This is a genomic window from Bacteroides sp. QWL-09, from assembly GCF_058683585.1.
Genome location: NZ_CM178748.1, coordinates 3137548 through 3156660, shown reverse-complemented (window position 1 = coordinate 3156660; position 19113 = coordinate 3137548). Strand labels below are relative to the sequence as shown.

The 19113-nt window shown below is 40.2% G+C and carries 19 protein-coding genes; 8 read left to right on the top strand and 11 right to left on the bottom strand.

Going from position 1 to position 19113, the window contains the following annotated elements; all coding sequences use genetic code 11:
* Positions 1–125: 125 nt before the first annotated feature.
* Positions 126–338: a hypothetical protein gene (locus tag AC4PG5_RS12690; protein WP_492029224.1), complete on the top strand. Its 213-nt coding sequence runs from the start codon at positions 126–128 to the stop codon at positions 336–338.
* Between the two features lie 351 nt (positions 339–689).
* Here the strand turns inward: AC4PG5_RS12690 and rplI are convergent, their stop codons facing one another.
* From rplI to rpsF, 3 genes are read right to left on the bottom strand one after another with little or no spacing between them, the layout of a single operon-like run.
* A complete protein-coding gene (gene rplI / locus AC4PG5_RS12685) occupies positions 690–1136 on the bottom strand; it encodes a 50S ribosomal protein L9 (protein ID WP_492029223.1) in 447 nt (148 codons plus the stop codon).
* A 14-nt stretch (positions 1137–1150) separates the two neighbouring features.
* Complete coding sequence (rpsR, locus tag AC4PG5_RS12680) at positions 1151–1423, bottom strand: 30S ribosomal protein S18 (protein WP_492029222.1); 273 nt, start codon at positions 1421–1423, stop codon at positions 1151–1153.
* A 2-nt stretch (positions 1424–1425) separates the two neighbouring features.
* On the bottom strand, positions 1426–1770 hold the full coding sequence (gene rpsF / locus AC4PG5_RS12675; protein WP_492029221.1) for a 30S ribosomal protein S6: 345 nt from the start codon (positions 1768–1770) through the stop codon (positions 1426–1428).
* A gap of 158 nt (positions 1771–1928) precedes the next feature.
* Here rpsF and AC4PG5_RS12670 point away from each other — a divergent pair, with 158 nt between their 5' ends.
* Together AC4PG5_RS12670 and AC4PG5_RS12665 are read left to right on the top strand one after the other, a co-directional pair.
* On the top strand, positions 1929–2375 hold the full coding sequence (locus tag AC4PG5_RS12670; protein ID WP_492029220.1) for a MarR family winged helix-turn-helix transcriptional regulator: 447 nt from the start codon (positions 1929–1931) through the stop codon (positions 2373–2375).
* A 128-nt stretch (positions 2376–2503) separates the two neighbouring features.
* On the top strand, positions 2504–2680 hold the full coding sequence (locus AC4PG5_RS12665; protein WP_492029219.1) for a hypothetical protein: 177 nt from the start codon (positions 2504–2506) through the stop codon (positions 2678–2680).
* An 88-nt stretch (positions 2681–2768) separates the two neighbouring features.
* Here the strand turns inward: AC4PG5_RS12665 and rprY are convergent, their stop codons facing one another.
* The 3 genes from rprY to fusA2 form a co-directional block, all read right to left on the bottom strand.
* Positions 2769–3470 carry a response regulator transcription factor RprY gene (rprY, locus tag AC4PG5_RS12660; protein ID WP_492029218.1) on the bottom strand — a complete coding sequence of 234 codons (702 nt, stop codon included), beginning with the start codon at positions 3468–3470 and terminating at the stop codon, positions 2769–2771.
* Between the two features lie 4 nt (positions 3471–3474).
* Positions 3475–5028: a sensor histidine kinase gene (locus tag AC4PG5_RS12655; protein WP_492029217.1), complete on the bottom strand. Its 1554-nt coding sequence runs from the start codon at positions 5026–5028 to the stop codon at positions 3475–3477.
* Positions 5029–5295: 267 nt separating this feature from the next.
* Positions 5296–7452 (bottom strand): elongation factor G2, encoded by a 2157-nt coding sequence (gene fusA2, locus AC4PG5_RS12650; RefSeq protein WP_492029216.1) that lies wholly within the window; start codon positions 7450–7452, stop codon positions 5296–5298.
* A 21-nt stretch (positions 7453–7473) separates the two neighbouring features.
* Between fusA2 and AC4PG5_RS12645 the strand changes: the two genes are divergently transcribed.
* From AC4PG5_RS12645 to AC4PG5_RS12635, 3 genes are all read left to right on the top strand, one after another.
* On the top strand, positions 7474–7650 hold the full coding sequence (locus AC4PG5_RS12645; RefSeq protein ID WP_492029215.1) for a hypothetical protein: 177 nt from the start codon (positions 7474–7476) through the stop codon (positions 7648–7650).
* 902 nt (positions 7651–8552) lie between these two features.
* Positions 8553–9686: a radical SAM family heme chaperone HemW gene (gene hemW, locus AC4PG5_RS12640; RefSeq protein WP_492029214.1), complete on the top strand. Its 1134-nt coding sequence runs from the start codon at positions 8553–8555 to the stop codon at positions 9684–9686.
* A 370-nt stretch (positions 9687–10056) separates the two neighbouring features.
* Positions 10057–10410 carry a hypothetical protein gene (locus AC4PG5_RS12635; RefSeq protein ID WP_492029213.1) on the top strand — a complete coding sequence of 118 codons (354 nt, stop codon included), beginning with the start codon at positions 10057–10059 and terminating at the stop codon, positions 10408–10410.
* Positions 10411–10479: 69 nt separating this feature from the next.
* On the opposite strand, the gene AC4PG5_RS12630 is transcribed toward AC4PG5_RS12635, so the two are convergent.
* A complete protein-coding gene (locus AC4PG5_RS12630; protein ID WP_492030764.1) occupies positions 10480–11532 on the bottom strand; it encodes a DUF2027 domain-containing protein in 1053 nt (350 codons plus the stop codon).
* A gap of 82 nt (positions 11533–11614) precedes the next feature.
* Here AC4PG5_RS12630 and AC4PG5_RS12625 point away from each other — a divergent pair, with 82 nt between their 5' ends.
* Both AC4PG5_RS12625 and AC4PG5_RS12620 read left to right on the top strand, forming a co-directional pair.
* Positions 11615–12835 (top strand): S-adenosylmethionine:tRNA ribosyltransferase-isomerase, encoded by a 1221-nt coding sequence (locus AC4PG5_RS12625; protein WP_492029212.1) that lies wholly within the window; start codon positions 11615–11617, stop codon positions 12833–12835.
* Between the two features lie 12 nt (positions 12836–12847).
* Positions 12848–13360 carry an NUDIX hydrolase gene (locus AC4PG5_RS12620; RefSeq protein WP_492029211.1) on the top strand — a complete coding sequence of 171 codons (513 nt, stop codon included), beginning with the start codon at positions 12848–12850 and terminating at the stop codon, positions 13358–13360.
* 88 nt (positions 13361–13448) lie between these two features.
* Here AC4PG5_RS12620 and AC4PG5_RS12615 read toward each other — a convergent pair whose 3' ends face one another.
* From AC4PG5_RS12615 to AC4PG5_RS12600, 4 genes are all read right to left on the bottom strand, one after another.
* Positions 13449–15008: an arylsulfatase gene (locus AC4PG5_RS12615; RefSeq protein ID WP_492029210.1), complete on the bottom strand. Its 1560-nt coding sequence runs from the start codon at positions 15006–15008 to the stop codon at positions 13449–13451.
* Positions 15009–15030: 22 nt separating this feature from the next.
* On the bottom strand, positions 15031–16287 hold the full coding sequence (locus AC4PG5_RS12610) for an anaerobic sulfatase maturase (protein WP_492029209.1): 1257 nt from the start codon (positions 16285–16287) through the stop codon (positions 15031–15033).
* A gap of 174 nt (positions 16288–16461) precedes the next feature.
* Positions 16462–17679, bottom strand: coding sequence for a hypothetical protein (locus AC4PG5_RS12605; RefSeq protein WP_492029208.1), 1218 nt, complete (start codon positions 17677–17679; stop codon positions 16462–16464).
* The gene (locus tag AC4PG5_RS12600; RefSeq protein WP_492029207.1) at positions 17657–19006 is read right to left on the bottom strand and encodes a tetratricopeptide repeat protein; all 1350 of its coding nucleotides are present in this window, start codon (positions 19004–19006) and stop codon (positions 17657–17659) included. The genes AC4PG5_RS12605 and AC4PG5_RS12600 overlap by 23 nt, the downstream gene beginning before the upstream one ends.
* Positions 19007–19113 lie beyond the last annotated feature (107 nt).

Sequence of the window (19113 nt, the reverse complement as noted above, 5' to 3'; positions counted from 1 at the left end):
ATAAAGAAAGTTTATATTTTAGGAAAAAAAGTTTGCTTTTAAAGAACAACATATTGAAAAAGTATATAACTTTGCATCGTTTTAATAAAGCAATTGATTGTATTACATTTAAAAAGTAAAAGAAAATGAAAAAATTAGTTTTGATGTTCGCAGCTATCGCAGCAGTTTCATTCGCATCTTGTGGTAACAAAGCAGCAGACGCAGCAAAAGCAACTGCAGATTCTATCCGTATCGCTGACTCAATCGCAGCAGTTGAAGCAGCAGCAGCTGAAGCAGCAGCTCAAGCAGCAGACACAGTACAAGCTGATAGCGCAGCAACTACTACTGTAGCTGAATAATTTCAGAACAGAGTTAAAAAATAAGTCCGATATTCATTATCGGGCTTTTTTTATGCCCATACCTCTCGATCCATTCAAACATCCCATACTGCCCATCAACCTTAAACAGAAATCTAGGAAGAAGAATCATCGACTCTTGTCACCCCACCAACAATTCAAGGCATTCCTCCTCCAAACCTCCTACCATTCCGATAACAGAAAACCGTCGAGCCTAAAAGGCTTCTTCAGAACAGCCGCACAACGACCCTTATCATTAAGAAGTTAATAGACCCCTTCAAGCCAACAGTAAATAGATATAAAAAAAAGGCGATCATAAATGACCGCCTTCTGATTATATATAAAACTAGAAGTTTAGTTTTCAGCAACAACTTCGAAAGGAATCTCTACAGAAACCTCTTTGTGAAGTTTAACCACAGCTTTGTAAGAACCCACTTCCTTAACAGCATCTTTCACAATGATGATCTTTCTGTCAATTTCGTGACCTAACTTACCCAACTCGTCAGCAATTTGAATGTTAGTAACAGAACCGAAGATTGTACCGGTAGAGCTAACTTTAGTTGCAATTGTCAAAGCAACGCCTTCCAATTTAGCAGCAATAGCTTCAGCATCTTTCTTGATCTTCTCAAGTTTGTGAGCACGTTGCTTCAATTCTTCAGCCAACATTTTCTTTGCAGAAGGAGAAGCGATAACAGCTTTTCCTGTAGGGATTAGAAAATTACGACCGTATCCGGCTTTCACGTTTACGATATCGTTTTTATAACCTAAGTTTACTACGTCTTCTTTTAAAATAATTTCCATACTTTTCCTCCTTCTTATTTCATCATATCAGTTACATAAGGCAATAGAGCCAAGTGACGTGCTCTCTTCACAGCTTGCGCAATACGACGTTGGAACTTCAAAGAAGTACCAGTAATACGACGCGGAAGGATTTTACCTTGTTCATTCAAGAATTTCTTCAAGAATTCAGGGTCTTTGTAGTCAATGTACTTAATACCATTCTTTTTGAAACGGCAATATTTTTTCTTTTTAACGTCTACAGAAGGTGGAGTTAAATATCTAATTTCTGATTGAACTTGTTGTGCCATGATTAGTCCTCCTTTTTGTTTGATTTAACACTTTTTCTTTTTGCAGCATATTCAGCAGCATACTTATCCATTTTGAAAGTCAAGAAACGGATTACTCTTTCATCACGACGGAAGTTAAGTTCCAATTTCTCAATAACAGTAGGATCAGCATTAAACTCAATCAACTGATAAAAACCTGTAGATTTCTTTTGGATAGGATAAGCCAATTTCTTTAGGCCCCAATTTTCCTCGTTAACAATCTCAGCACCTTCAGTTTGAAGAATACCTTTGAACTTTTCTACCGCTTCCTTCATCTGAACATCAGATAAAACGGGAGTCAAAATGAAAACGGTTTCGTATTGATTCATACTCATTTAATTAAAATAAATAATATTGTTTTAAAAAATCGGTTGCAAAGTTATGCATTTTATTTTGAAACACAAATATTTAATGTTTTTTTGTCCCACAATATAGGATTTATCGATAAAGAAAATTACCTTTGCAAGGTTGTTTAAACAATAATTTCATGATAGAGCAATTCGATTTTGACGTAAGGCTAATTTTTGCCATCCTTAATGGAAAAGTATCGGCTGCAATAAACAGAAAGCTATACCGTAACTTTCGGCAAAACGGCCTAGACATCAGTCCGGAGCAATGGACTGTATTGTTATTCTTATGGGAAAAAGACGGAGTTACGCAACAAGAATTGTGTAATGCAACCTTCAAAGACAAACCTAGTATGACGCGTTTGATAGACAATATGGAACGCCTACATCTCGTGGTTCGTATTTCAGACAAAAAAGACCGCCGGACCAACCTCATCCACTTGACTAAAGACGGTAAAGATATTGAGAACAAAGCTCGATTATTAGCCAACTTGACCTTAAAAGAAGCTCTTCAAGGCATCACAATAGATGAATTAAAAGTAAGCCAAGAGGTTCTAAGAAAGATATTCCATAACACTAAAGATTAAATCTACAGAATCTTAAAATGCGCTAAATCGAACGCTATAATTGTTTTTTTGCATAAATAATTTCGCCCGTTAAAGAATTATGCTTTAATTTGCGCCAAGAATATAATAATCTATTAAAATACACACACATGAAAGGCTTATTAAAGAACTTAGGACTGATACTAATCTTGATCGGAGTTGCTGTTTTAGTTGCCTGTGCATTTACAGGAAATGTAAATAACAACAACATCTTAGGCGGCTCAATCACTCTAATTATCTTAGGGTTGATTTCTTATATTGCAATCAATAAAAGAATTGCCGATTAATAAAGATTTGTGTTTTAAAAGAAACAGATAAAAAAACCTGGAACGTTTGTTCCAGGTTTTTTTTATCTGTTTCTCACAGGAATCAGGTTTATCCTTCTACTTCAGGCGTAATTAGTTTATAACCCTTTCCGTGGATATTAATAATCTCGATAGACTCATCATCTCTCAAGTGCTTACGAAGCTTCGTGATATACACATCCATACTACGAGCATTGAAATAGTTATCATCAATCCAGATGGTTTTCAAAGCAAAATCACGTTGCAAGATTTCATTTGCATGAGCACAAAGCAAGCCTAGCAGTTCCGACTCTTTAGTCGTCAACTTCGTCTGTTTGTCTCCAATGGCCAAGATCTGTTTCTGTGTGTCGAACATAAACTTACCAATCTTATAGACATTACTTTCTTTGTTCTTCTTACCACGTACACGTCTCAGAATAGCTTCAATTCTAAACGTCAACTCTTCCATGCTAAACGGCTTGGTAATATAGTCGTCCGCTCCGATTTTGAAACCTTCAAGAATATCTTCCTTCAACGTTTTAGCCGTCAAGAAAATGATAGGGATTTCCGAATTTACGGCACGTACTTCTTGTGCTAATGTAAAGCCGTCTTTTTTAGGCATCATGACATCGAATACACACAGATCGTATTTATTCTTCAAAAAAGCCTTATAACCAACTTCTCCGTCGGGACACAACTCTGCAGAATAGCCTTTAGCCTGCAAGTATTCTCTTAAAAGCATGCCAAGATTTTCGTCATCCTCGCACAACAAAATGCGTAATTTCTCATCCATATTGTTAATTTTTTAATAAAGGTAATGCAATAATAAATTTAGTTCCTACGTTCAAATCACTCTCAGCCCGTATACTTCCCTTATGGTCAAGGATAATCTTCCTCACATAAGCCAAGCCAAGTCCGAATCCTTTCACATCGTGCAGATTACCTGTATGCACGCGATAGAACTTATCAAATATCTTTTTAATATTCTCTTTCTTAATACCGATCCCATTATCTTGAATAGAGATCATCAGTTTCCCAGACTCATTCCAAGTCTTAACATCCAGCACCAAATCCTCATCAGCCTTCTTATACTTTACCGCATTGTCCATCAAGTTGAAAATCACATTGGTAATATGCATTTCGTCGGCAAAAATAATTGGATCTTCAGCAGATAAATCAGACGTAATCTTTCCGTTATAACGTTCAACCTTCAGGGCAAACGTATTAATCACCCCATTAATCATCTCATTGGCATCCATCTCCTTCATTTTAAGTGCTGCTCTCTGTTTGTCGAACATCGACATTTGCAGAACTTTCTCAACTTGGAACCGTAGACGTTTCGTTTCATCGTTGATCACTCCCGAAATATGTTGAAACATCTGAGGCGATTTACCCACCGATGGATCCTTCAGCATTTGTGCCGCCAAAGAGATCGTGGAGATCGGTGTTTTAAACTCATGCGTCATATTGTTGATAAAGTCATTCTTCATCTCCGTGAGCTTCTTCTGTCTAAACACCGTATAAATAGTAAAAATGAACGTAATGAGCAGTACCAATGTAAACACCAACGAAGGAATCATAAAGTTGATAGAATCGAAGATGTAATCTTTTCGGCCCGGGAAATGCACCTTCAGCAAACTCATCATAGCCGGCGGATCATTTCTAAACAAGACTTGCGTATAAGCATCCTCACTTCCCTTAGGATCATAATCGGAACAGCGATAAACCTCCCGACCATCCTTATCAATCACTGTAAAGTGATACGCCAATTCAACACCATTACTATAAAGGCTCGATTTCAAATAATCGTCTACATCTTTAAAATGAACGCGTTCGCCGATCGACTTATCACTTGCACGATAGATCATCTGCCACGTCACCTCGTCGAGCAAAGCCCGCTGATACATATAGCGATTTTTAACCGCTTCAACCAACGAACGTGAGGTTTCAGGAATCGTACGTGTACCACGATAAGAAGGCATTAAAGCCTTCGGCAACTCCGACGGTTTAGAAGTCATTACCTTCATCTCAAAGTCGGATGTAATTTTCCCATCATGATTCCTCACCGTCAACCGTTGTGTTTGCTGAATCATATTATTCTGTTGAATCGAAGAATTATTTGTGGTCAAAGCCTTCCGCTCCGCTTCAGTAATATCTTCAAGTAGCCAACGTCTCGTCTCAGCATATTCTACATCCTTAGATACTTGCTCCAAACTATTGCGCACAGCTGAGTCGAATTGTTGCTTACGGGTTTTAACCATCTCTTCGATATAACTTACTTGTAAATAGAGTAAGCTCAAGAAAGATAAACCCATAACAATACTTAAAATCCAAATTGTTGACTTTTTCATAACAACAAAATTAACACTCCCTAATTAACATTCCTAACCGATTAACCTGATTTAACCGTCGAAAGGCCCAAATTAACGAAAAAGTGCTATTTAGTTCACATTCTGATGACTACAACAATCCTCTTTCACACTTGGTTTACAAAAATAATAAAAAATTAAGGCTTTAAACTAAAAATAGGATAAAATCACCCTGGTTTAAGCTAAAAAACCATCATCCTTTCTCTTAAAAAAAGATGATGGTTTTAACATAAAACGAGATCGTAGGTATTATTCGTCGACTTGTTTAGCTTCAAAATCTTTCATTAACTTGTCTTGAACATCCGACGGAACAAGCTCGTAACTTGCGAATTTCATAATAAACGAAGCCCGTCCACCCGTCAGCGAACTTAAGGTTGTTGAATAAGAAGACATCTCTTTCAATGGCACTTTAGCCACCAATTTTTCATATCCCTTTTCACTACTCATTCCCATAATCATGGCGCGTCGTCCTTGCAAATCACCCATCACATCACCCATCTTATCGGAAGGAACAAACACCTCAACGTCGTATATCGGTTCAAGAATCTTAGGTCCGGCATTCTTGAACGCCTCACTAAACGCATTTCGTCCGGCAAGCATAAAAGAGATTTCATTAGAGTCCACCGGGTGCATCTTACCATCGTAAACTATCACACGCACGTCACGCGCATACGAACCGGTCAACGGTCCTTGCTCCATACGTCCCATGATACCTTTTAATATAGCAGGCATGAATCGTGTATCGATAGCTCCACCGACCACACTATTAATAAAGACGACTTTACCGCCCCACTCCAAAGGAATCTCTTCAGTACCCTTCACATTAATCTTGAATTCCTGACCATTAAATTTATAAGTATCAGGCACAGGCATTCCTTCTTTATAAGGTTCCACAATCAGATGCACTTCACCAAACTGCCCGGCACCACCCGATTGCTTTTTATGTCGATAATCCGCTCTAGACACTTTAGTAATGGTTTCGCGATAAGGGATGCGCGGTTCTTCAAACTTCACCAGAAGTTTTTCGTTATGTTCCAAACGCCATTTCAAAGTACGCAAATGGAACTCCCCTTGTCCATGCACCAACGTCTGTCGCAATTCTTTCGACTGTTCAATCACCCAAGTCGGATCCTCTTCACGCATGCGATGAAGAATGGTCATCATCTTCTCCACATCCGCCTCATTCACGGGTTTTATCGCTCTTGAATATTTAGAGTTAGGATATTTGATAAAATCGAACCGATAATCGCAATCTTTACCATTCAGCGTGTTTCCAGTCCGCACATCTTTCAACTTAACCACCGCACCAATATCACCGGCATGTAGTTCTTCCACTTTTACGCGATTAGGACCGGCCACGACAAAAATCTGCGCGATACGTTCTTTCGAGCCCCGATCAGCATTCATCAGATCGTCGCCTTCACGTACCTTACCACTCATCACTTTAAAATACGAAACCTCACCGATATGTGGTTCCACACTTGTTTTGAAGAAATAGATAGACTCTGCCCCTTTTTCATCGGGAGCCACCTCTTTACCTGCCGTATTGACAACTTTAGGCATTTCAGAAACGAAAGGCACAACATTGCCCAAGAATTCCATTAACCGTCTAACCCCCATATCTTTGGCGGCACACACACAGAATACCGGGAACATTCCACGAGCGATCAACCCTTTACGGATCCCCTCGCGCATCTCATCTTCCGATAACGTATCTTGTTCGAAGAACTTCTCCATTAACAATTCGTCATTTTCTGCTGCAGCCTCAACGAGCACTTTATGCATTTCCATCGCCCGATCCATCTCTTCAGCAGGAATCTCTTCGATCGTCGGCTCTCCACCTTCGGCCTTCCACGTATATTTCTTCATCAATAAGACGTCGATCAACGAATTAAAGTTCGGCCCGGTAGCAATAGGGTATTGGATAGGAACCACGTTCGAGCCATAGGCTTCTTTCAGTTGTTCCAAGATATTATCATAGTCGCATTTCTCATTATCAAGCTGATTGATTAGAAAAATGACGGGTTTATTCAATTTCTCAGTATAGCGGAAATGGTTTTGCGTTCCGACTTCCACACCATATTGTCCGCTAATCAACAATATAGCCGTATCGGTCACGTTTAGTGCAGTAACAGCACCCCCTACAAAATCGTCCGATCCCGGACAGTCAATTACATTTAACTTTTTATTATTCCATTCGACATGAAAGACTGTCGAAAAGACAGAATAACCATACTCTTGTTCAACAGGAAAATAATCACTCACTGTATTTTTTGCGGCTACAGAACCGCGACGTTTTATAATACCACTCTCGAAAAGCATTGCTTCTGCAAGAGTGGTTTTCCCGGTGCCAGAACTTCCCAATAACGCGAGGTTCTTGATCTCATTAGTTTGATAAACCTTCATAATAGTATAAGATTTAAATGAATGACTAAATGCGACCTGATGGCCGCATCATTATCTTTTGGTTTGCGCAAATTAACGATTAATGAAGTCAAAAGCAAGTATTACATTAGTGTTACTAAACAATGTTATACAACACAACAACGTCCCTACCCTGTCCTTCTTGTCACCGAAGCTTTTCTCATCTCCATACCGGAATAAATTCCAACGATTTTCTTCATTTTTACCGAACACCCAATCAGCCCCGCTCATGATCCGGCAAGCCTCATCTCAGCGATACATTTTCAATACGCTTTGACCCAACCGATTGAGATCGCCACTCTCCAAAAACCAATTTCCAATGGCTTAAAATGACTTCATCAGTCAGCAGGTGTCAGTTTATAGGGCAAAACTCGCAGTTCCAAAGCTTGGAAATAAATTAACAAGCGGTAAAACTCGCAGTGCCCTACAGATGGAACTAAAGTTTCGTACGAACGGATCCGGAGTGCCGCACTAAGGGAACTACAGTTTCCGCCTTCGAAACTCCGACAGTTTCTATAGGACAAGCAAAAACAGGGTGTATTTAAGAAAAAATCACACGGACTATACCTAGAAAAAGGCTACACCTTATTAATTGGGCATTCCGGTGAACGAGACAGCAAGCAAAAAGCCTTCCTTGTTTGCTTTATAGGCCATTCCAATCTTTCCTAATTCGTTTTACAGTTCCTCGAGGCAGTTCCTCAAGACAGCTCCTCGTTGACCATCCATCGGAAGATCTCATACCGAAAACCGGTGTGGCAGATACCCGAATCTGCCACCGATCTGCCACCCGATCGACCACAGTATGAACAACTGATAATCAGATCAATAATCGACAGGTGACAGCGTTGCAGATAAAATGCTCAAAACTTCTAAGTAGAGAGCCTTTTATTCCCCTTCGGGATGGAGTTAGTAACTCGTTCAATATGGACAGCCAGTCTCATTTTATGAAAAACATGTTCAATCAGATCCGATCATCGTCAAGCCCCATCTGACAAAAAACGTCGTAAAAGTCAGCCGAGAAACCAATAAAAGACGTTACTTTTGCAGAAATAAATCAGAATCTTCCAATAACTATTCAAGATATGGCTGGCATTTATCTTCATATTCCCTTTTGCAAAACGCGGTGCATCTATTGCGACTTCTATTCGACCACTCAAAGCGAGCGAAAGAGGGCATACGTAAATGCTCTTTGCAAAGAGTTGGAGATGCGTCGCTCCTATTTAAAGAACGAACCCATAGAAACCATTTATTTCGGTGGGGGAACTCCTTCACAGTTGGAAGAAGAGGATTTCAAACAGATCTTTGCAACGATCGAAAGCGTATACGGACTGAAAGAGGTTATCGAAGTGACCTTGGAAGCGAATCCCGACGATCTCACTCAAGATTATGTCCGGATGTTGTCGTCGCTCCCATTCAACCGCATCAGCATGGGGGTACAAACCTTCAATAATGATACACTGAAACTACTCAACCGACGACACAATGCAGCACAAGCCATAGAAGCCGTAAGAACTTGTCGCGAGATGGGTTTCCAAAATATCAGCATTGATTTGATCTATGGACTACCCAACGAGACTTTGGAAGGATGGACGGCCGATCTTGAGCAGGCCATTGCTTTGAAGGTTGAGCACCTCTCTGCTTATCACCTGACGTATGAAGAGGGAACGCCTCTGTATCGTATGCTAAAGCAGAACCGAGTCCATGAAGTTGAAGAAGAATGTAGTGTGATGTTTTTCGACCGACTCACGGAACGATTATCTCAAGCCGGATATGAGCAATATGAGATCTCCAACTTCTGTCGCCCGGGCTTTTATTCCAAACACAACTCTTCGTATTGGAAAGGCACTCCATATTTAGGATGTGGAGCATCGGCACACTCCTACAACCAATCATCACGCGAATGGAATACGGCTGCCATCGATCCATACATCACAGGGATAGAATCGGGGCACCGGATCTTTGAGGTTGAAGATCTCGATGTCGCCACAAGATACAACGACTTGATCGTAACAGCGATGCGTACGATATGGGGGTTGTCGCTCCGACAAGTCCGGGAGGAGTTTGGTGAATCGTTCCTCGATTACTGTCTGACCATGGCTCAACCTTATATTCTTGAAGGCAAACTGATACAGACCGAGGAAACTCTTCGGCTCACCAAAGAAGGAATATTAGTTTCGGATGCCATCATGAGAGACCTGCTTTATATTGAAGAATAGAAAACGTCGCCTTGGCTAGACATTTTTCTAGCAAACAGCATCCAGCACACACTATCTTTTTAATAGCAATCGCAAATCATATCGTATCATATAGACAAAAACAACCCCACATATTACAAACATATTTCATAAAACAGTCCTTTTTACACTAAAAAAGTAACCTTCTATTGATTTACATCAAGAAAGTAATAGACTACCCCACGATTTCCATCTGTTTGTTTGCAAAAGGAGCTATATGCCGCTACCTTTGTCAAAGTAAAAAGGAAAACAAAGCACTTTGTAAAGTGTTTCTATAGGTATTAGATTTTTTCAGGTAGTTTTCAAGTTAGTTTTTTAGATTAGTTTTTAGGTAACAAAAAAGTAGGTATTTATGAAAAGATTAGGATTAACATTAGCAGTAGTATTGAGTTTAGGATTAACAGCTGCTGCATCAAACAAACAACCAGCTTCAGCAAAATGGGAAGGTAACATCAACGTAGAGAAGTTGACTAAGTATCTTGACTTAAACGGTATTCAGTCTGAAGAAGTATCGAACATCTGTGAGTACTTCTCTGATCAAATGAGTCAAGCGGGCGCTTCTAGATACAAGCAAGACCAGAAGTTACGTAATGCAATTTACGGCAATCTGAAGCTAATGAAACAGACATTGACTGATGCTCAATATGCCAAATATCTAACAGTGATGAATATGACACTTAAAAATAAAGGCATAGAGATCAAATGAAAATGAGTAATAAAAAGAGAGAGAGAAAGCTGATTCAACATTAAGATGCGAATCAGCTTTTTTTAGTTCTTATTTTATGGTAACCATCGTTGCTCCAAAACCATATTCTTGGAAAGAGGCATCTTGGTAGCGACAGTTTTTATATTTATACTTCAACTCTTCAACCAAAGCTTTACGGAGTACTCCATCGCCTTTGCCATGGATGAACACAATCTTCTGCTCACGTTTATGCTTGTAGGCTTCCATCACCTCACGGAACTTAGTCAGCTGATAATCCAGCAATTCTTTATGCCCCATACCGGTGGTATCATCCAGCAACGAATCAATATGCAAGTCAATCTCCAACGGTCCTTCTTTGACACGACCCGATTTGACCAAAGGCTGAGATTTCGGTTTATCGGCCGCCTTAGGTTGCAAAATCGCCTCTTGAAGATCTTCGGCAGAAACAAAGACTTGTTTGGCAGCCACATCATTCTTTACAAGATCATAGATCAAAGCCGGTTGCTCGAAAAACGGACTGTTGCCAAAGGTATGGAGTTTATAAAACTTCACGGTATCAATACGCAACTCAACATTGACCGCAGGTTTTAAAGCAGCGGTACGCCCATCTTTAAAAGCAATGAATTGCACAGCCACATGTTCCATATCGTTCAATTGATCGCGTGTGAATTCTTCCATCAACAGTTTGGTATTTGGTTCCACCAATCCATGCGAACGGGTCTTCCATGCTTTTCCTTCGGCACTTTGATACGTATAATACAAGAAGTAATTGCTATCGTTCAATAAATAAGCTTCAAAAGTGGTCGAACTGATCGCTTTAATATCTTCGGGAACATACGCCAACGCCACATTCAACTGGTCACCACCTCGTACTTCAGTCGGCCGAAAGGTCGGCATCTCAGGCTTAACCGGTTTAGTCGGTTCTTCTACCTTTACCGAAGGTGTTTGCGACTTTCTGCTCAGATTGTAATCGTCCGTTTCAATCACGACGCATTCACGGGCAAGCATCGGGATGTCAAAGCCGTCGGCATCTTCTACTAAAACAATATCTTTACCTTGGAATCCCTTCACAATTCCTCCTCCCACTTCGCTCAGGAAGCGTACTTTATCTCCTATTTTCATCGTCATATCTGCATTTTAAAGATTTACAATCTGCATTTTACAGCAAATATAACTACTTTTGCAGTCGCAAAGAAGAAAAACGATGAAAGAAAATCCAAAACATATTCGTATTAGCGAATACAATTATCCATTGCCCGATGAACGTATCGCTAAATTTCCATTACCGATACGCGATCAATCAAAGTTGCTCATTTACCGTCACGGCGAGATCAGCGAGGACGTCTTTACCGCCCTACCCAATTATCTGCCGACCAATAGCTTAATGATCTTTAATAACACAAAGGTGATTCAGGCTCGCCTTCATTTTCGCAAAGAGACGGGAGCCTTGATCGAGGTCTTTTGTTTGGAACCGATTGCGCCCAATGATTATGCCTTAAACTTCCAACAGACGGAACATGCGGCATGGCTATGTATGATCGGCAACTTAAAAAAGTGGAAAGAAGGAACGCTACGCAAAGAGATGACGGTCAAAGGCCATCAACTCACGTTAACGGCTACTCGTGGCGAATGCCATGGGACGAGTCACTGGGTCGATTTCAACTGGAATAACCAGGAGGTGACCTTTGCTGATATCTTAGAGGTTTTCGGCGAACTTCCTATTCCGCCTTATCTGAATCGCGATACGCAAGAGAGTGACAAAGAGACGTACCAAACGGTTTATTCAAAAATACAGGGTTCGGTGGCTGCACCAACCGCCGGTCTACATTTCACTCCAAGAGTTTTGGAGAACTTATCCACTCAAGGAGTCGACCTGGAGGAGCTGACTTTACATGTGGGAGCAGGAACATTCAAACCCGTAAAAAGTGAGGAGATCGAAGGACACGAGATGCATACGGAATATATCTCCGTCAACCGCAGTACGATTAAAAAGTTGATCGCACACGACGGGGCAGCTATTGCTGTGGGGACGACTTCGGTACGTACGCTCGAGAGTTTGTATCATATTGGGGTGACTCTTCACCTCCATCCGGAGGCTTCGGAGGAACAGTTGCATGTCAACCAATGGCAACCTTACGAGACGGCAACCGACTTAGAGCCAACAGAGGCTTTACGCGAAATCGTGGCTTATCTCGATCGTCACCAGATGGAGACACTACACACCAGTACACAGATTATCATTGCTCCGGGCTATCATTATAAAATTGTAAAAGCAATGGTCACCAACTTTCATCAGCCACAGAGCACGTTACTTTTACTCGTCTCGGCTTTTGTCAAAGGAAACTGGAAAGCGATATACGATTACGCGTTGGGACACGACTTCCGTTTCTTAAGTTATGGTGATTCTTCTCTTTTAATTCCTTAAAGTTTATCGATCATGAATTTACCTGCCGACAATAACGAAGAACTCTTTCCAATCGTTGACGAGCAAGGCGAGATCATCGCTGCAGCAACTCGTGGAGAATGTCATAACGGAAGTAAACTCCTTCACCCCGTCGTTCATTTGCATGTATTCAATTCTAAAGGTGAGCTTTTCCTACAAAAGCGTCCGGCATGGAAAGATATCCAACCCAACAAATGGGACACCTCAGTGGGGGGACATGTCGACCTTGGTGAGAATATAGAAGCTGCCTTAAAACGGGAAGTTCAAGAAGAGTTGGGGATAACCGATTACACCCCGGAACTGATCACTAACTATGTCTTTGAATCGACTCGAGAAAAGGAGCTGGTTTTTGTGCATAAGACGGTTTACGATGGCATCATCACCCCTAGCCAAGAACTTGATGGCGGACGATTCTGGAGTATGGAGGAAATTAAAGAGCAATTGGGCAAAGAGGTTTTCACTCCAAACTTTGAACAAGAGATTAAACGAATCGGTTTCTTAGACTAAAAGCCTCATCTCATAAAAATAAATCGGGTGAACCACTAACTCAATAGAGTTGTAGTTCACCCGATGATCAAACTGAAAAGATAAAATATTAATTCTTAATATATTTATGATAGATCTGATCAACAGAGAACGATGCCGGACGTTGACGTCGCGGATATTTCTCGAAAGTCTTCATAAATTCTGCAAATTCACTTTGCCCCTTATATAAGATAAAAGCATGATCTAAGAACCATTTAGAATAATTATCAGCATCCACTGTTGCACGTTCAAATGGGTCACGACGCAAATTGAAGATATTGGGTGTACGTAATTCAACGAACGGTTCTCTCCATACATCTAGTCCGTGTGCACGCTGTTCAGCAAAAGAAAGTTTCCAATCTCCGGTACGCATCGCTACAGGTAGACCATCATCACTAAAATAGAAGAAATTCTGACGTGGACTAGTCGTAGTCTTACCTGTCAGTAAAGGTAAGATGTTATAACCGTCTAAATGTACCTTGTAAGTCATATCACCGACTTTGTAACCATTCAACAATTTATCCTTCACATTTGGATCTCCTGCAGCAGCAAGCAAAGTTGGCATCCAGTCCATGTGTGAAACGATCTCATTGGATACACTTCCAACTTTGATTTTTCCAGGCCAGCAAACAAGAGCAGGAACACGATAGCCACCTTCCCAGTTTGTATTTTTCTCACCACGGAATGGAGTGATAGCTCCATCAGGCCACATATTATAGTGAGGTCCATTATCGGTAGTGTATATCACAATGGTATTCTCGTCAATCTTCAGTTCCTTGAGTAAATCGAGTAACGCCCCTACATTATCATCATGTTCTAACATACCATCTGCATAAAAGCCTTGTCCACTTCGACCTTTGCTAGATGGTTTCGGATAAGTAGGAAAATGCATACGTGATGAGTTGTACCAACAGAAGAAAGGTTTATCCTCTTGCACCTTACGCTTGATGAAGTCGACCGAAGCATCAAGGAATTCTTCGTCAACAGTCTCCATACGTTTTTTAGTCAACGGGCCCGTATCCATAATGGTACCATCCACATTCGACTTGATCACTCCTCTCGGACCAAATCTCTTCTTAAAAGCAGGATCTGTTGGATAATCAGGATGTTCTGGCTCTTCCTCTGCATTTAAGTGATATAGGTTGCCAAAAAACTCGTCAAAACCATGATTAGTTGGCAAGAACTCGTCTTTATCACCAAAGTGATTCTTACCGAACTGACCGGTTGCATATCCTAGGGGTTTCAAAAGTTCGGCAATAGTCGGGTCTTCTTTCTGTATACCAACCTCTACTCCAGGTAATCCTACCTTAGTTAAACCGGTACGTAAAGGAGATTGTCCTGTGATGAACGCAGCACGTCCGGCAGTACAACTTTGTTCCCCATAATAGTCCGTAAACATCATACCATTTTTGGCTATGCGGTCAATATTACGAGTACGATATCCCAACATACCATTGTTATAGGCACTCAAATTCATAATGCCAACATCATCGCCGAATATAACCAAAATATTCGGGCGTTTTGGTTGAGCCTGCACTTCTCCTATTTCAGGAGTTTCAGCTGCATGAGCAGCTACTCCGGCACAAAGCATACCTGCACCAATTGAGATTTTTTTAATCAATTTGCTCATAAAATTTAAAATTTAAATTAAATTATTTTTCGATTGATAGAAATTTCATTACATCAGTAGCTTCCCCTCCTTGCTTTATCAATGTCCGCATGGCATGTAAGAAGGGAGCAGCATAATCATAAAAGGCATAATATCCTTTACACAGATAAGCGATCTTTTCACCGTCTTTATTCAAGATAAAACGATGCTTAGGACATTCGCCATTGCAAGCCGGTAAATATTTACAAGTCTTGCATTGCGCAGAAAGAGTTTCCCGCTTATCTTTTCCAAATTGTTCTTGTTTAGCCGACAATGCCATTTCTTGTAAACTCGAATCTTTTATATTTCCGAGTTTAAATTGAGGATACACAAAGTGGTCACAAGTATAGACGTCTCCATTATGTTCCATGACTAAACCATCGCCACAATATCGAGAAAGGACACATGCCGTAGGGTTGTAACCGCACCAAGCTTCCAATGCACAGTCGAATTGTTTAACGAAGATTCTGCCAACATCATTTTTCACCCATTGGTCAAATACTTGAATAAGGAAATTTCCCCATTGATCGGGTAATACACTTTCATTTGTGACCACTGTTTCACCTTCATAATCGTTAGCGACAAGTCGTAACTGTTCATTTTTATCTATAGCGCGGCGTTCCTGTATCGGAATAAATTGCATCCAAGTGGAACCAATCTTTCTCAAAAACTCATATACTCGTAAAGGAGATTGAGCATTAAGGCGGTTTACAACAGTTAGCGTATTGAACCGTACCCCATATTTCTTCAGTAACTCGATCGATTTCATCACACGTTTCCAACTACCTTGTCCACCTTGAGTTCTCCGATAAGCATCGTGCAAATCTTGAGGGCCATCGATCGAAATACCAATTAAAAAGTTGTGCTTCTTAAAAAATTCGGCCCATTTTTCGTTTATAAACATGCCATTGGTTTGAAGCGTATTCTCGATCTTACGTCCATCCGTGTGTTGTTGTTGGAATTGAATGGCCTTCTCAAAAAATTCAATGCCTAAAAGAGTTGGTTCACCACCTTGCCAGGCGAAAACAACACGAGGGTTTTCTGTCGGTTGTGAGGCAATATAATTTTTTACATATTGCTCAAGAATATCGTCCGACATGATATACTCATTCGGCTTCTTAGAGTAGATTTTCGACTTTTCCAAATAGTAACAGTATTTACAACGCAAATTACATACCGGTCCAATCGGTTTTACCATCAAATGAAAGTGCTTCCTCCCTTTATTGATTTCAGTTTCGCAAGTCAAAAAATCTACGTTCATGGTTCTTTATTTTATCAATTTCATTAATCTGATGCAAAGATACAAGACCGAAAGCTGTTTGATTTTCAAAAAACACCATCTTTTTATCCAAAAACAACGCAATTACATCATACATGAAAAGTGTGCGTCAGAACCCATTCAAAACACATCACGTTTTCCGAATAGAACTAAGAATCAATGAACACGTCGGACGATTAGGGCGTAAAATAATCGAATCCTAACCCTCCAACTCACTCTTCCAGAATATCCTTCTTTAAATAGCTTAATACCAAATGTGCTATACCATCTTTGAAGATTGGCATATTCATCAGCCAAGGATTGGAAATTATCATAATGTAAGGATCGCGCATATCGATAAAGTATATCATATAGCTGTGGGTAATCAGAAGACTTAAGCATTTGCCAATACATATTTCCACAGATAGACTTTCGGTGATGGACGACATACAGTAGAAAACTACATAGGGCCAAAATAACTCCAACCCGAATCATCCTTTTCAGTCTTTCTCTACTCACTAAATCTTCTGGCTCTGACGCTGTAAATTCAGGGAAAATATCAGGACGATAGACCGAAGGAAGTACATGGATCTCTTTATCTTTTAAAATAAGTCTTTCCATTCGCCTGCTCTTCGATAACCAATAATCGACCTCCACAAAAGGTAATGTAAAAGTACCGGAGTCTATCAACTGGTACAAGATTTTTTGAGTCGCCCGCCCCACCACCTGACCATCACGTAGTTCCGTAAGATATACCGGTTGTTCTTGAACAAGACGAGCATAACTTAATGTATCTTTGAATTCCGGCATAACAATGAATGCAGCAGGAACACCCGATGCAACATATTCTATATGTCGTGTTACGACATCTCCAACTCTAAGAGTATCGGGCATCTCAAAATGCTGCGTTGTTTTTAATCTTAAAGCTGTTGTTTGCCTTAGGTTTTGTGCATCAGCAGTAGAGACCTCTATCGTTTTTGGCGAAAAGCTCAAAGATTGCTTTTTGCCTTTATATTCACCGACAGGAGGAGTTTGTACTTCAATACCATCAAATCGAATCCCTTGTCTGCCAACACTAAGTGGATAATACAAATAATCTTGGGCAATGACGCTATAACGTTCTCCATTAATGGTTTCTGAAGAGGTATAACTCCGGTCTTGTTTGAGCAAAACCCCATTTTGCCCGCTCATAGTAGGAAAAGATACTCCTTCCGTAAACCATGTGCGAGTATAGACTTCTAAAGTAATGTGGCAAGCTTCGCCCCACTGTAATTTACTCTTTCCGATCCGACAACGAGTAAAAGTATCGGCCCCCATTAATATTTGCGAACATAGAAACAAAATAAGAGTACTAAAAACTCGCAAACGTTCATTATTCCTTATGCATATATTCATATTGTAATCTTCTTTTTATAAACTCTTTTGGATTATTCTCTATTTGCCGGAACAAGACCTCACTCTGCTTAGGCGATTTATCTTTGGAATAGTTCATATTCTCGGGTGTTTCATTCACCAATTTATCAGCCCAGAGTTCCGTTTCATGACCGTTTTTTTCCTTATCTCGATCTTTTTCGAAACGGTCTGAGTCACTCTCCTCACTCCATTTCTTTTGTGAAGAGCTATTGGTTATCCCTGAGGCAATTAGATTTTCAATCACTTTAATATCAGCACTGACAAACTCCCATTCCGGACGTTTATTCTCAACTTCTCTCAGCAAAGAGAGAGCTTCTACAAAATAGCCATTCCGATAAATAGATTGTCCTCGATTATATAAAGCTTCACAAGTTGTGTCTTTTGCAAATTCCTGAGCAGCTTTCTGATATTCTTTTTGCTCAACCCACAACATTCCTTTCCGAAAAGGATCGTCCGAAAGACGAATAGCCTCTAACGTATCTTCTTTCATTAAAGCAAGGTTTACTTGTGCTTCATTCCACATCTGATGAGTATAAGAACACGAGGAGAAACACAAACCTATGATTAAGAATAAACTTTTCTTGTATCTAAAAAAAAGAGGAAGCAATAGCAAAGTCGCAGGGATACACAACAAATATCCTCTATCCTTCCACTGAGTACTATCTTTCAAAGCCTTCTCCTGCATTTTCTCATCTGCCTTTTTTTTCACTGAACACATAAGAGTCCCGATGCCTTTATTATCAGCATCCGCAAAAATAAAATTGACGGAATCGGTCACAAGACTCCTCTGTGTCGTGAGCGCCACCTTATAATCGGCTTGCAACACGGTCTTTTTCCATAACTCAGCTTTATCTTCAGACATCATGGGAGTAACATACACAACTGAATGAAATGACGTTGTTGATGGAGGAGTTGTCACCCTTACTATTTCCTCTAAATGATCTCCCCTCAGAGGCATGATCTCTGGAGAAATAAACTCAACATAAGTGCGTATCAACCTATAATCTTTAGTATATGGTATTAATAGATGAGCAGATCCACTTTGTACTGACAAAGAGACATTTTGGGTCTCTAAGGAATCTAATAGATGGTAAGTTGCGACCTTCATTTGCACAACGTCATTCGTCGAACAGTTTCCGGGCAAATTGATGACAATTGAAAGAGACTGTTGCTGGGGAAGTTTAACAACTGTCTTTTCCCAAACAGGAGCGGCTAATGCCACAATGCCAACTGCCAATCCCAAAACAGGCAAAAGGCTGAACAAGAGTTCTTTATATCCATTTGACGCATTAGTCAGATAAGGAATCATTTCCGGGACGATATATCGTATATGGTTTCTCTTATATTGGATAAAAAGTCTTCCTATTAAATAAACAAGAGGAATAATTAAAAGCCATAAAAGCGTAGGTCGTAAAA